The organism is Burkholderia cepacia ATCC 25416 (assembly GCF_001411495.1).
GTDB lineage: Bacteria > Pseudomonadota > Gammaproteobacteria > Burkholderiales > Burkholderiaceae > Burkholderia > Burkholderia cepacia.
Window position 1 is genome coordinate 1,386,230 of sequence record NZ_CP012981.1, and the last position, 13,187, is coordinate 1,399,416.

Annotated in this window: 12 protein-coding genes; 11 read left to right on the forward strand and 1 reads right to left on the reverse strand. The window is 66.7% G+C overall.

The annotated features are described in order from the left end of the window. Position 1 precedes the first annotated feature (1 nt). From mraY to lpxC, 11 genes are all read left to right on the forward strand, one after another. Positions 2-1,171, forward strand: coding sequence for a phospho-N-acetylmuramoyl-pentapeptide-transferase (mraY, locus tag APZ15_RS06355; protein ID WP_006477019.1), 1,170 nt, complete (start codon positions 2-4; stop codon positions 1,169-1,171). 28 nt (positions 1,172-1,199) lie between these two features. Further along, positions 1,200-2,714 (forward strand): UDP-N-acetylmuramoyl-L-alanine--D-glutamate ligase, encoded by a 1,515-nt coding sequence (gene murD / locus APZ15_RS06360; RefSeq protein ID WP_027788452.1) that lies wholly within the window; start codon positions 1,200-1,202, stop codon positions 2,712-2,714. Then, complete coding sequence (gene ftsW, locus APZ15_RS06365) at positions 2,711-3,994, forward strand: putative lipid II flippase FtsW (RefSeq protein ID WP_021159916.1); 1,284 nt, start codon at positions 2,711-2,713, stop codon at positions 3,992-3,994. Before murD ends, ftsW begins: the two co-directional genes overlap by 4 nt. Further along, positions 3,991-5,094 (forward strand): undecaprenyldiphospho-muramoylpentapeptide beta-N-acetylglucosaminyltransferase, encoded by a 1,104-nt coding sequence (murG, locus tag APZ15_RS06370; RefSeq protein ID WP_021159915.1) that lies wholly within the window; start codon positions 3,991-3,993, stop codon positions 5,092-5,094. Before ftsW ends, murG begins: the two co-directional genes overlap by 4 nt. Next, a complete protein-coding gene (gene murC, locus APZ15_RS06375; protein WP_027788451.1) occupies positions 5,091-6,488 on the forward strand; it encodes a UDP-N-acetylmuramate--L-alanine ligase in 1,398 nt (465 codons plus the stop codon). The genes murG and murC overlap by 4 nt, the downstream gene beginning before the upstream one ends. A gap of 1 nt (position 6,489) precedes the next feature. After that, entirely contained in the window at positions 6,490-7,431 is a 942-nt protein-coding gene (locus APZ15_RS06380) for a D-alanine--D-alanine ligase (RefSeq protein ID WP_021159913.1), read from the forward strand. Positions 7,432-7,450: 19 nt separating this feature from the next. Then, a complete protein-coding gene (locus APZ15_RS06385; protein WP_021159912.1) occupies positions 7,451-8,203 on the forward strand; it encodes a cell division protein FtsQ/DivIB in 753 nt (250 codons plus the stop codon). Positions 8,204-8,229: 26 nt separating this feature from the next. Then, positions 8,230-9,462: a cell division protein FtsA gene (gene ftsA / locus APZ15_RS06390; RefSeq protein ID WP_006487138.1), complete on the forward strand. Its 1,233-nt coding sequence runs from the start codon at positions 8,230-8,232 to the stop codon at positions 9,460-9,462. 113 nt (positions 9,463-9,575) lie between these two features. Next, positions 9,576-10,772 (forward strand): cell division protein FtsZ, encoded by a 1,197-nt coding sequence (ftsZ, locus tag APZ15_RS06395; protein WP_021159911.1) that lies wholly within the window; start codon positions 9,576-9,578, stop codon positions 10,770-10,772. A gap of 188 nt (positions 10,773-10,960) precedes the next feature. After that, a complete protein-coding gene (locus tag APZ15_RS06400; protein ID WP_027788450.1) occupies positions 10,961-11,467 on the forward strand; it encodes a peroxiredoxin in 507 nt (168 codons plus the stop codon). Between the two features lie 240 nt (positions 11,468-11,707). Further along, on the forward strand, positions 11,708-12,625 hold the full coding sequence (gene lpxC / locus APZ15_RS06405; RefSeq protein ID WP_027788449.1) for a UDP-3-O-acyl-N-acetylglucosamine deacetylase: 918 nt from the start codon (positions 11,708-11,710) through the stop codon (positions 12,623-12,625). 80 nt (positions 12,626-12,705) lie between these two features. Here the strand turns inward: lpxC and APZ15_RS06410 are convergent, their stop codons facing one another. Next, positions 12,706-13,182 carry a DciA family protein gene (locus APZ15_RS06410; RefSeq protein WP_021159908.1) on the reverse strand — a complete coding sequence of 159 codons (477 nt, stop codon included), beginning with the start codon at positions 13,180-13,182 and terminating at the stop codon, positions 12,706-12,708. Positions 13,183-13,187: the final 5 nt, after the last annotated feature.

The following is a 13,187-nucleotide window of genomic DNA, read 5'->3' on the forward strand; positions in this document are numbered from 1 at the left end:
CATGCTGCTGGCGCTGGCGCAATGGCTGCAAGGAGACGCAAGCTTTTTGCGCTTGTTCACGTACCTCACGTTCCGGGCGGTGATGGCCACCATCACCGCGCTCGGGATCGGGCTCGTGTGCGGACCGTGGGTGATCCGCAAGCTGACGCAAATGAAGGTCGGTCAGGCCGTGCGCAAGGACGGCCCGCAGACGCACCTTGTCAAGTCCGGCACGCCGACGATGGGCGGCGTGCTGATCCTGATCGGCATCGCGGTCGCGACGCTGCTGTGGGGCGACCTGACGAACCGTTTCATCTGGATCGTGATGCTCGTCACGTTCGGTTTCGGCGTGATCGGCTGGGTCGACGATTACCGCAAGGTCGTCCACAAGGACCCGCGCGGGATGTCGTCGCGCGAGAAGTATTTCTGGCAATCGGTGATCGGGCTGTTCGCCGCTGTCTACCTCGCCTTCAGCGTGTCCGAGGCGAACAACGTGCGCGTGTTCGACCTGTTCATGGCGTGGGTGAGGAGCGGCCTGTCGATGGGGCTGCCGGCACGCGCCGACCTGATGCTGCCGTTCCTGAAGTCGATCAGCTATCCGCTCGGCGTGTGGGGTTTCATCGTGCTGACGTACTTCGTGATCGTCGGCGCGAGCAACGCGGTGAACCTGACCGACGGCCTCGACGGCCTCGTGATCATGCCGGTTGTGCTGGTCGGCGCGTCGCTGGGTGTGTTCGCGTACGTGATGGGCAGCGCGGTCTATTCAAAATACCTGTTGTTCCCGCATATCCCGGGCGCGGGCGAACTGCTGATCTTCTGTTCCGCGATGGGCGGGGCCGGGCTCGCGTTCCTCTGGTACAACACGCACCCCGCGCAGGTGTTCATGGGCGACGTCGGCGCGCTGGCGCTCGGCGGCGCGCTCGGCACGGTCGCGGTGATCGTGCGCCAGGAAATCGTGCTGTTCATCATGGGCGGCATCTTCGTCGCGGAAACGCTGTCGGTGATGCTGCAGGTGTCGTGGTTCAAGTACACGAAAAAGCGCTACGGCGAAGGGCGGCGCCTGCTGAAGATGGCGCCGCTGCATCACCATTTCGAATTGTCCGGCTGGAAGGAAACGCAGGTGGTCGTGCGTTTCTGGATCATCACGCTGATGCTGTGCCTGTTCGGTCTGACCACCCTCAAGCTGCGGTAAAGGAAAGGTAACAAGGATGTCTGGCGAGATGTTTGGAGATCGGCAACGGCCGATGGTGCTCGTACTGGGGCTCGGGGAATCGGGTCTCGCGATCGCGCGATGGTGCGCGAGGCACGGGTGCCGGCTGCGTATTGCCGATACCCGCGAGGCGCCGCCGAACCTTGCCGCGCTGCAGGCCGAAGGCATCGATGCGGAGTTCGTCGGCGGGGCGTTCACGCCTGCGCTGCTCGACGGCGGCATCGAGCTCGTCGGGCTGAGCCCCGGGCTGTCGCCGCTCGAACCGGCGCTCGCGGCGCTGGTCGCGGCCGCGAACGAGCGCGGCATCGCGGTGTGGGGCGAGCTGGAATTCTTCGCGCAGGCGCTGCGTGCGCTCGGCACGAGCGGCTATCAGCCGAAGGTGCTCGCGATCACGGGCACCAACGGCAAGACCACGACGACGAGCCTCACGGGCCTGCTGTGCCAGCGCTCGGGCAAGAAGGTCGCGGTCGCGGGCAACATCAGCCCGGCGATGCTCGACCGGCTCGCCGGCGCGATCGACGAAACCGCGCTGCCGGACGTATGGGTGCTCGAACTGTCGAGCTTCCAGCTCGAGACCGCGCGCACGTTCGCGCCCGATGCGGCCGCGATCCTGAACATCACGCAGGACCACCTCGACTGGCACGGCAGCTTCGAAGCGTACGCGCAAGCAAAGGGCCGGATCTTCGGCGCGACGACGACGCGCGTGCTGAACCGCGACGATGCGGCAGTGATGAAGTTCGCGCCGGCAGCCGGCGCGGCCGACGCGCCGCGTACGGTCACGTTCGGCCTGAACGAACCGGTGCAGGACGGCGACTACGGGCTGTCGCGCGACAACGGCATCGCGTGGCTGGTGGAAGCCGTCGATCGCGATGCACCGGACGAAGCGGCGACGACGAGCCGCCGGCGCAAGCGCGATGCCGCGCACACGCCCGACATCGCGCAGAAGCGCCTGATGCCGGCCGACGCACTGCGTATCCGCGGGCTGCACAACGCGGCGAACGCGCTGGCCGCATTCGCGCTCGCACGCGCGATCGACCTGCCGGCCGCGCCGCTGCTGCACGCGCTGCGCGAGTACCGCGGCGAAGCGCATCGCGTCGAAGTGATCGCGACGATCGACGACGTGGACTACGTCGACGACAGCAAGGGCACGAACGTCGGCGCGACGGTTGCCGCGCTCGACGGGCTCGCCCAGAAGATCGTGCTGATCGCGGGCGGGGACGGCAAGGGCCAGGACTTCGCGCCGCTGGTCGCGCCGGTCGCGCGCTGGTGCCGCGCGGTGATGCTGATCGGCCGTGACGCGCCGGCGATCCGCGACACGCTCGCCGAAACGGGCGTGCCGCTTGCCGACCACACGACGCTCGAAGGCGCGGTGCACGCGGCGGCCGACCTCGCCGAGCCGGGCGATGCGGTGTTGCTGTCGCCGGCATGCGCGAGCCTCGACATGTTCAGGAACTACGCCCATCGCGCGGATGTGTTCCGCGCGGCGGTCGACGAAATCGCCATCGACAAAGGAGCGACGCCATGAGCTGGTCCGATCGCCTCGTCTCCCGTTTCAACGATCGGCGCGACACCGGCGGCAATGCTGCGGGCGGCCGCGTCGCGTCGGCGACGCGCGCCGCGACCGGCGGCCTCGCGAGCGTCGTCAACGGCGTGCGCCCGAGCCGTTCGCGGATGCTCGACTTCGACTACTCGCTGCTGTGGGTCGCGATCGCGCTGCTCGGGCTCGGCGTCGTGATGGTGTACTCGGCGTCGATCGCGATGCCCGATTCGCCGAAATACGCGGCGTATCACGATTACGCGTTCCTGATGCGCCACTGCGTGTCGCTCGTCGTCGCGTTCATCGCGGCGGTGATCGCGTTCCGGGTGCCCGTGTCGACGTGGGACAAATATGCACCGCATCTCTTCCTGATCGCGCTGGTCGGCCTCGTGATCGTGCTGATCCCGCACGTCGGCAAGGGCGTGAACGGCGCGCGCCGCTGGATTCCGCTCGGCATCACGAACATGCAGCCGTCGGAAATCATGAAGCTCGCGGTGACGATCTACGCGGCGAACTACACGGTGCGCAAGCAGGAATACATGCAGAGCTTCGCGAAGGGCTTCCTGCCGATGGCGTTCGCGGTCGGCCTGGTCGGTGCGCTGCTGCTGCTCGAGCCGGACATGGGCGCATTCATGGTCGTCGCGGCGATCGCGATGGGCGTGCTGTTCCTCGGCGGCGTGAACGGCAAGCTGTTCGGCGGCCTCGTCGCGACGGCGGTCGGCACCTTCACGATGCTCGTATGGTTGTCGCCGTGGCGTCGCGAGCGGATCTTCGCGTACCTCGATCCGTGGGACGAGCGCTACGCGCAGGGCAAGGCATACCAGCTCACGCACTCGCTGATCGCTTTCGGACGCGGCGAGTGGTTCGGTGTCGGCCTCGGCGGCAGCGTCGAGAAGCTGAACTACCTGCCGGAAGCGCATACCGACTTCATCCTCGCGGTGATCGGCGAGGAACTCGGTTTCGTCGGCGTGCTGGTCGTGATCCTGCTGTTCTACTGGATCGTGCGCCGCGCGTTCGAGATCGGCCGCCAGGCGCTCGCACTCGATCGCACGTTCGCGGGCCTGATGGCGAAGGGCATCGGCATCTGGTTCGGCGCGCAGACCTTCATCAACATGGGCGTGAACCTCGGGCTGCTGCCGACCAAGGGCCTGACGCTGCCGCTCGTGAGCTACGGCGGCTCCGGCATTCTGCTGAACTGCGTGGCGCTCGCGGTGCTGCTGCGGGTCGACTATGAAAACCGGGTGCTGATGCGCGGAGGGAAGGTATGACCGCGTCGCAACGCACGCTGATGGTGATGGCAGGCGGCACCGGGGGCCATGTGTTCCCGGGGCTCGCGGTCGCGCACCGGATGGAGGCGGCGGGCTGGCGCGTCGTGTGGCTCGGCAATCCGGCCGGGATGGAAGCGACGCTCGTGCCGAAGCACGGCATTCCGATGGAATACGTGCGGTTCGGCGGGCTGCGCGGCAAGGGCCTGAAGACCAAGCTGACGCTGCCGTTCAACCTGCTGCGCGCATGCGGGCAGAGCCTCGCCGCGCTGCGCCGCGTGCGGCCCGACGTCGTGCTCGGGATGGGCGGCTACATCACGTTCCCGGCGGGTGTGATGACGGCGCTGTCGGGGCGTCCGCTCGTGCTGCATGAACAGAATTCGATCGCGGGCCTGACGAACAAGGTGCTCGCGAAATTCGCGAAACGCGTGCTCGTCGCATTCCCCGGCGCGCTGCCGCACGCGGAATGGACCGGTAACCCGATTCGCGCGGAACTTGCCGGCACCGAAGCGCCCAAAGCACGCTACGCATCGCGCAGCGGCCCGCTGAACGTGCTGGTCGTCGGCGGCAGCCTCGGTGCGGCCGCGCTGAACGAAGTCGTGCCGCGCGCGCTGGCGATGCTGACGCCGGGTGAACGCCCGCGCATCGTGCATCAGGCCGGCGCGAAGCACATCGACGCGCTGAAGGCGAATTACGAAGCGGCCGGTTTCGCGGCCGGCGAGGACGTGCGGCTCGTGCCGTTCATCGACGACATGGCGGCCGCGTATGCGGCGGCGGATCTCGTGATCTGCCGGTCGGGCGCGATGACGGTGTCGGAGATCGCGGCGGTGGGCGTGGCGGCGCTGTTCGTGCCGTTCCCGTACGCAGTCGACGATCACCAGACGAGCAACGCGGCGTTCCTCGCCGATGCGGGCGCGGCCGTGCTGGTGCAACAACGCGACCTGTCGGCGGAACTGCTCGCCGACTGGCTGCGCGGCCAGTCGCGGGCATCGCTCGCGGACATGGCGGAACGTTCGCGCTCGCTGGCGAAGCCCGAGGCCACCGACGAAGTCGCGCGCGTGTGCGCGAAGGCGGCCGGCGCGAACCTGGAAATATTGCAATGAAACACATCGTCAAACACATTCATTTCGTCGGGATCGGCGGCGCGGGCATGAGCGGCATCGCCGAAGTGCTCGTCAACCTCGGCTACGAGGTCAGCGGCTCGGATCTCTCGCGCAACGCGGTGACCGATCGTCTCCAGGCGCTCGGCGCACGGATCGCGATCGGCCACGACGCGGCGAACATCGAGGGCGCGAACGCGGTCGTCGTATCGACGGCCGTGCGCTCGGACAACCCGGAAGTGCTGGCCGCGCGCGCGAAGCGCGTGCCGATCGTGCAGCGCGCGGTGATGCTGGCGGAATTGATGCGCCTGAAGCAGGGCATCGCGATCGCCGGCACGCACGGCAAGACCACCACGACGAGCCTCGTCGCGAGTGTGCTCGCCGCGGGCGGCCTCGACCCGACTTTCGTGATCGGCGGGCGGCTGATCAGCGCCGGCGCGAACGCGCGGCTCGGCACGGGCGATTTCATCGTCGCCGAGGCCGACGAGTCGGACGCGTCGTTCCTGAACCTGTATCCGGTGATCGAAGTCATCACGAACATCGATGCCGACCACATGGACACCTACGGCCACGATTTCGCGCGGCTCAAGCAGGCGTTCATCGAATTCACGCAGCGCCTGCCGTTCTACGGCAGCGCGGTCGTGTGCGTCGACGATCCGAACGTGCGGCAGATCATCCCGTTCATCTCGAAGCCGGTCGTGCGCTACGGCCTGTCGCCGGACGCGCAGGTACGCGCGGAAGACATCGACGCGCGCGACGGCCGGATGCACTTCACGGTGATCCGCGAAGGTCGCGCGCCGCTTGCGGTCGTACTGAACATGCCGGGCCTGCACAACGTGCAGAACGCGCTCGCGGCGATCGCGATCGCGACCGACCTCGGCGTGACGGATGACGCGATCCAGCTGGCGCTGGCCGAATTCAACGGCGTCGGCCGGCGTTTCCAGCGCTACGGCGAGGTGCCGACCGCGGACGGCGGCCAGTACACGCTGATCGACGACTACGGCCATCACCCGGTCGAGATGGCCGCGACGATCGCGGCCGCGCGCGGCGCGTTCCCGGGCCGCCGCCTCGTGCTGGCATTCCAGCCGCACCGCTACACGCGCACGCGCGATTGCTTCGACGATTTCGTCAACGTGCTGTCGACGGTCGATGCGCTGGTGCTGACGGAAGTCTACGCGGCCGGCGAGGCCGCGATCTCGACCGCCAACGGCGACGCGCTGTCGCGCGCGCTGCGCGGGGCAGGAAAGGTTGACCCGGTGTTCGTCGCGACGGTCGACGACGTGCCGGACGCATTGGCGAAGGTCGCGCAGAACGGCGACGTGGTGATCACGATGGGCGCGGGTTCGATCGGCGGCGTGCCGGCGAAGGTCGCGCAGCACACTCAACAGAAGGCATGACATGAGCGGGATTGATCCGAAACGTTTCGGCAAGGTGGCGGTGTTGTTCGGCGGCGAGTCCTCGGAGCGCGAGGTCTCGCTCACGTCCGGCCAGCTCGTGCTGCAGGGCCTGCGCGACGCAGGCATCGACGCGCACCTGTTCGACCCGGCCGAGCGCCCGCTGGCGGCGCTGAAGGACGAAGGGTTCGTGCGTGCGTTCAACGCGCTGCACGGCGGTTACGGCGAGAACGGCCAGATCCAGGGCGCGCTCGATTTCTACGGGATCCGTTACACGGGCAGCGGTGTGCTCGGGTCGGCGCTCGGCCTCGACAAGTTCCGCACGAAGCTCGTCTGGCAGCAGACGGGCGTGCCGACGCCGCCGTTCGAGACGGTGCTGCGCGGCGACGACCTCGCGGCGCGCGCGACGGATATCGTCGCGAAGCTCGGCCTGCCGCTGTTCGTGAAGCCGGCGAGCGAGGGCTCGAGCGTCGCGGTGCTGAAGGTGAAGACGGCCGATGCGCTGCCGGCTGCGCTCGAGGAAGCCGCGAAGCACGACCCGATCGTGATCGTCGAGAAGAGTATCGAAGGCGGCGGCGAATACACCGCATGCATCGCCGGCGATCTCGACCTGCCGGTGATCAAGATCGTGCCGGCCGGCGAGTTCTACGACTATCACGCGAAGTACATCGCCAACGACACGCAATACCTGATCCCGTGCGGGCTGCCCGCCGACAAGGAGGCGGAGCTCAAGCGCGTCGCGCGCCGTGCGTTCGACGTGCTCGGCTGCACCGACTGGGGCCGCGCGGACTTCATGCTCGACGCCGATGGCAATGCGTACTTCCTGGAAGTGAACACCGCACCGGGCATGACCGACCACTCGCTGCCGCCGAAGGCCGCGCGCGCGGTCGGCATCAGCTATTCGGAGCTGGTCGTGAAGGTGCTGTCGCTCACGCTCAACGACTGACGCAGGAACGGAACGACGTATGTGGAACAACGTTCGCCAACTCAACCTTGCCGCCAGCGCGCTGTACGCGCTGTTGCTGCTCGTGTTGGCGGCGGCCGGTTGCTACTGGCTGATCCAGCGCCCGACGTTCGCGTTGCGGGAAATCCGGATCGACGGCGACACCGAGCACATCAATTCGCCGACGGTGCGCGCGGGCGTGGTCGGCCGGCTGAAGGGCAATTTCTTCACGGTCGATCTCGACGCCGCGCGCGCCGCGTTCGAGCAGATGCCCTGGGTGCGCCATGCGAGCGTGCGCCGGGTGTGGCCGAATGCGCTGGCTGTCACGCTCGAGGAGTACAAACCGCTCGGGACCTGGGGCAGCGACCAGCTCGTGAGCGTCGACGGCGAGCTGTTCACCGCGAACCAGGGCGAGCTGGATCAGGAACTGCCGGCGTTCGACGGCCCGGAGGGCAGTGCGAAGGAAGTCGTCACGCGGTATCGCGACTTCGGGAAATGGTTTGCGCCGCTGAAGGCGGCGCCGGAAGAAGTGACGCTGTCGGCGCGGTACGCGTGGACGGTGAAGCTGTCGAACGGCATGCAGGTCGAGCTGGGCAAGGAACGCAACAGCGAGTCGCTGCATGACCGGAGCCAGCGTCTGGTTGCCGCCTGGCCGGCGGTCACGGAGCGCTGGGGCAACGACATCGAGTACGCGGACCTGCGTTATCCGAACGGATTCGCGATTCGCGCGGCAGGCATGCGGTTCCTGACCGATACCGACAAGCGCAAGAAGTAACGAGAGATCACACGCAAGAGCACTTTATGAGCAAAGACTACAAGGATCTGCTGGTTTCCCTCGACATCGGCACGTCGAAGGTGGTGGCCATCGTCGCCGAGCTGAAGGGCGAAGGTCACTACGAGGTGATCGGTCTCGGCCAGAGCGAGTCGAAGGGTCTGAAGAAAGGTGTGGTGGTCAACATCGAGGCCACCGTGCAGTCGATCCAGCGCGCGCTCGAGGAAGCCGAGCTGATGGCCGACTGCAAGATCACCAACGTGTTCACGGGGATCGCCGGCAGCCACATCCGCAGCTTCAACTCGAGCGGGATGGTCGCGATCAAGGACAAGGAAGTCACGCAGACCGACGTCGCGCGCGTGATCGAGACCGCGAAGGCGATCAACATCCCGACCGACCAGCAGGTGCTGCACATCCTCACGCAGGAATTCATCATCGACGGCCAGGAAGACGTGCGCGAGCCGATCGGGATGAGCGGCATCCGGCTGGAAGTGAAGGTGCACATCGTGACGGGCGCGGTGAGCGCCGCGCAGAACATCGTCAAGTGCGTGCGCCGCTGCGGGCTGGAAGTGAACGACCTGATCCTGCAGCCGCTCGCGTCGTCGCTGGCGGTGCTGACGGAAGACGAGAAGGATCTCGGCGTGGTGCTGGTCGACATCGGCGGCGGCACGACGGACATCGCGATCTTCGCCGAAGGCGCGATCCGCCACACCGCGGTGATTCCGATCGCCGGCGACCAGATCACGAGCGACATCGCGATGGCGCTGCGCACGCCGACGCCGGATGCGGAAGACATCAAGGTCGGCTACGGGATCGCGAAGCAGGCGCTCGCCGATCCGGACGAAATGGTGGAAGTACCGGGCCTCGGCGAACGCGGCCCGCGCACGCTGTCGCGCCAGGCGCTCGCGGCCGTGATCGAGCCGCGCGTCGAGGAACTGTTCTCGCTCGTGCAGCAGGTCGTGCGCGAATCCGGTTACGAAGAACTCCTGAGCTCCGGCGTGGTCATTACCGGCGGTGCGTCGATGATGCCCGGCATGGTCGAGCTCGGCGAAGACATTTTCCTGAAACCGGTGCGCATCGGCGCGCCGGAGTATGCAGGCGGCCTCTCCGACGTCGTGCGCAATCCGCGCTACTCGACGGCGATGGGGCTGCTCGTCGAAGGCAGTGCCCAGCGCATGCGCGGCCGCAAGGTCGCCGTGCAGTCCGGCAACGCGGGGCAGGTGTTCTCGCGGATGAAGGAATGGTTCCTGAGCAACTTCTGACAAACCGAATCTCGAAATTCGCGCTGGTGCCGGCGGCTGGCGCGCGACAGGGGGTTGCCCGATCTCCTGCCGAATAACGGCCGATTAGCAGTTTTTCTCTTGACGGAGGCAACATGGAATTCGAAATGCTGGAAACCGAGACCAACGGCACCATCATCAAGGTGGTCGGCGTTGGCGGCGCTGGCGGCAATGCCGTCCAGCACATGATCAACCGCGGCGTGCAGGGCGTCGATTTCATCGTGATGAACACGGATGCGCAGGCGCTGTCGCGTTCGCGCGCATCGTCGGTGATCCAGCTCGGCAATACGGGCCTCGGCGCCGGTGCGAAGCCGGAAATGGGCCGTGCGGCAGCGGAAGAAGCGCGTGAGCGCATCGCCGACGCACTGCGCGGCGCGCACATGGTGTTCATCACGGCCGGCATGGGCGGCGGGACGGGCACGGGCGCGGCACCGGTGGTCGCGCAGATCGCGAAGGAGATGGGCATCCTGACGGTCGGTGTCGTCAGCAAGCCGTTCGAGTTCGAAGGCGGCAAGCGCATGCGCGTCGCTGAAGCAGGTTCGCAGCAACTGGAGGATCACGTCGACTCGCTGATCGTCGTGCTGAACGACAAGCTGTTCGACGTGATGGGCGACGACGCCGAGATGGACAAGTGCTTCCAGTGCGCGGACGACGTGTTGAACAACGCGGTGGCAGGCATCGCTGAAATCATCAACGTCGACGGCCTCGTGAACGTCGACTTCGAAGACGTGAAGACGGTGATGGGCGAGCAGGGCAAGGCGATGATGGGCACGGCGACGGTCGCCGGCGTCGATCGCGCGCGCCTCGCGGCGGAACAGGCCGTGGCGAGCCCGCTGCTCGAAGGCGTCGACCTGTCGGGCGCGCGCGGCGTGCTGGTCAACATCACGTCGAGCCGTTCGCTGCGCCTGTCGGAAACGCGCGAAGTGATGAACACGATCAAGAGCTACGCGGCGGAAGATGCGACGGTGATCTTCGGTGCGGTGTACGACGACGCGATGGGCGATGCGTTGCGCGTGACGGTCGTGGCAACGGGTCTGGGCCGTGCGGCGAAGAAGCAGCAGTCGGCACCGATGACGCTGCTGCGCACGGGTACGGACAACCAGCCGGTCAGCGCGGTGTCGCACGGCTATGCACCGGCGCATCACGTCAGCACGGCCGACTACGGCGCACTCGATACGCCGGCGGTGTGGCGCAATTCGCGTGAAACCGCGGCATCGCACGTGCAGGCGCTGCAGGAGAAGGGTGTCGACACGTACGACATCCCGGCTTTCCTGCGCAAGCAGGCTGACTGACGCAAACACAGGCGAAGCCGCGGCGAAACTGCCGCGGTATCGCCGGCGTGACGGATGCTACGGACCACGACAGGCCGCGTCGGCTGCGACGCCGGGCCGGGAAACGTGCCCTCTCCGCACAAGCGGGGCGGGATGGGCCGTGCTGTCCGCGACACGCTGAAAAACCGTATCGCTATGAGGGACCAGCCATGATTCAAGTGGGCGACGCGCTGCCCGACGCGCAACTGTTCGAGTACATCGACGACGCGCGCGAAGGGTGCACGCTGGGGCCGAACGCCTGCAGCGTGCGCGATCAGGTTGCGGGAAAGCGGGTGGTGATCTTCGGATTGCCGGGCGCTTTCACGCCGACCTGTTCGGCGCAGCATGTGCCGGGCTACGTCGAACACGCCGAGCAACTGCGCGCGGCGGGTATCGACGAGATCTGGTGCGTGTCCGTCAACGACGCATTCGTGATGGGCGCATGGGGACGTGATCTGCACACCGCGGGCAAGGTGCGCATGATGGCGGACGGCAGCGCGGCTTTCACTCATGCGCTGGGGCTGACGCAGGATTTGTCCGCGCGTGGCATGGGGATTCGTTCCCTGCGCTACGCGATGGTGATTGACGGCGGTGTGGTCAAGACGCTGGCCGTCGAGGCGCCGGGCAAATTCGAAGTGAGCGATGCGGCGAGTGTTCTCGCGACGTTGACGTCCTGATCGTGCGGTGCGCCGTTGCCTGCCGGCAACGCTGCTCACCGGCCTCAGGGCAGTTGTAACACGGGCTGATGACCGGAAACGCCTCCGTTCCGGGCATCGGCCCGTCCCGTATCGGCAGGGGTAAACAGCCGAAACAGATTGATACGCAGTTTCAAACTGCGTTGAATAGGGAATTACGCTATAATCCATCCTATTGAATATAACTCCTGATTGATATCTTCAATCACGACGAAGAACATCATGCTGAAGCAGCGCACCATCAAATCCATCGTGAAGACCGTGGGTATCGGTGTCCACTCGGGCCGCAAGATCGAGCTGACGCTCCGTCCCGCCGCACCGGGCACGGGCATCGTGTTCTCCCGCGTCGACCTTCCCACGCCCGTCGACATTCCCGCGGCGGCGACGTCGATCGGCGATACGCGGCTCGCGTCGGTGCTGCAGAAGGATGGCGTGCGCGTGTCGACCGTCGAGCACCTGATGTCGGCATGTGCCGGCCTCGGCATCGACAACCTCTATGTCGACGTGACGGCCGAGGAAATCCCGATCATGGACGGCAGCGCGGCGACCTTCGTGTTCCTGATCCAGTCCGCCGGGATCGAGGAGCAGAACGCGCCGAAGCGTTTCGTCAAGGTGAAGAAGACGGTCGAAATCCGTGACGGCGACAAGTTCGCGCGTCTCGATCCGTACTTCGGCTTCAAGCTGAAATTCTCGATCGACTTCCGTCACCCGGCCGTCGACAAGACCGGCCAGGAGCTCGAGGTCGATTTCGCGAATACGTCGTATGTGCGCGAGATCGCGCGTGCTCGCACGTTCGGTTTCGCGCATGAGGCCGAGATGCTGCGCGAGATGGGCCTCGCCCGCGGCGGCAGCATGGAAAATGCGATCGTGCTCGACGAGTACCGCATCCTGAACAACGACGGGCTGCGCTACGACGACGAGTTCGTGAAGCACAAGATGCTCGACGCGATCGGCGACCTGTACGTGATCGGCCATCCGCTGCTGGCGTCGTACACGGCGTACAAGTCCGGCCACGGGCTGAACAACGCGCTGCTGCGCGAGCTGCTCGCGAACGAAGATGCGTACGAGATCGTCACGTTCGACGATCCGCAGGCCGCGCCGAAGGGTTTCGCGTTCGACGCGCAGACGGCCTTCGCCTGAACGGCGTTCGGCGCAAGCAACAAAAAAGCAGCCTTCGGGCTGCTTTTTTGTTGGCCGGACGATGCCGGCGGCGTAGGCCGTCAGCGCGGCTTTGCGCCGTGCCGGGCCGCCATCCGCGCAAGCGCGGCCTGCAGCGGCGACGGTTCGAGATGGTCGGCCAGATCGCGCAACGCGGCCGCGCCGACCGACGTCATCCGCGCCTGCTTCACGTGCGGCGGCTCCGGCGCATCCTTCGGGCGCACGCGCACGCGCAGCGTCGAGACCGGCCAGCCGCGCTTTTGCAGATCGCCGAGCAGCCGCGGCTCGACCTGCCGCAGCCGCGCGGCGAGCGCGTTGTGCGCGGCAAAGAGGGTCAGGGTGCCGTCCTTCACGAAGCCGGGTTCGACGTGGTTCGCCAGGTAGTCGGGCAGAAGCGCGGCAAGATCGCGCTGCAGCGACGCGATTTGCTCGACGCCGGCGCGCAGTGCCGCGAACGCGTCGGTGCGGCCGAGCACTTCGGACACGGGTTGCGGGCGATAGGCGGCGAGCGGGCCGAAACGCTTGGAAAATCGGTTCATCGAGA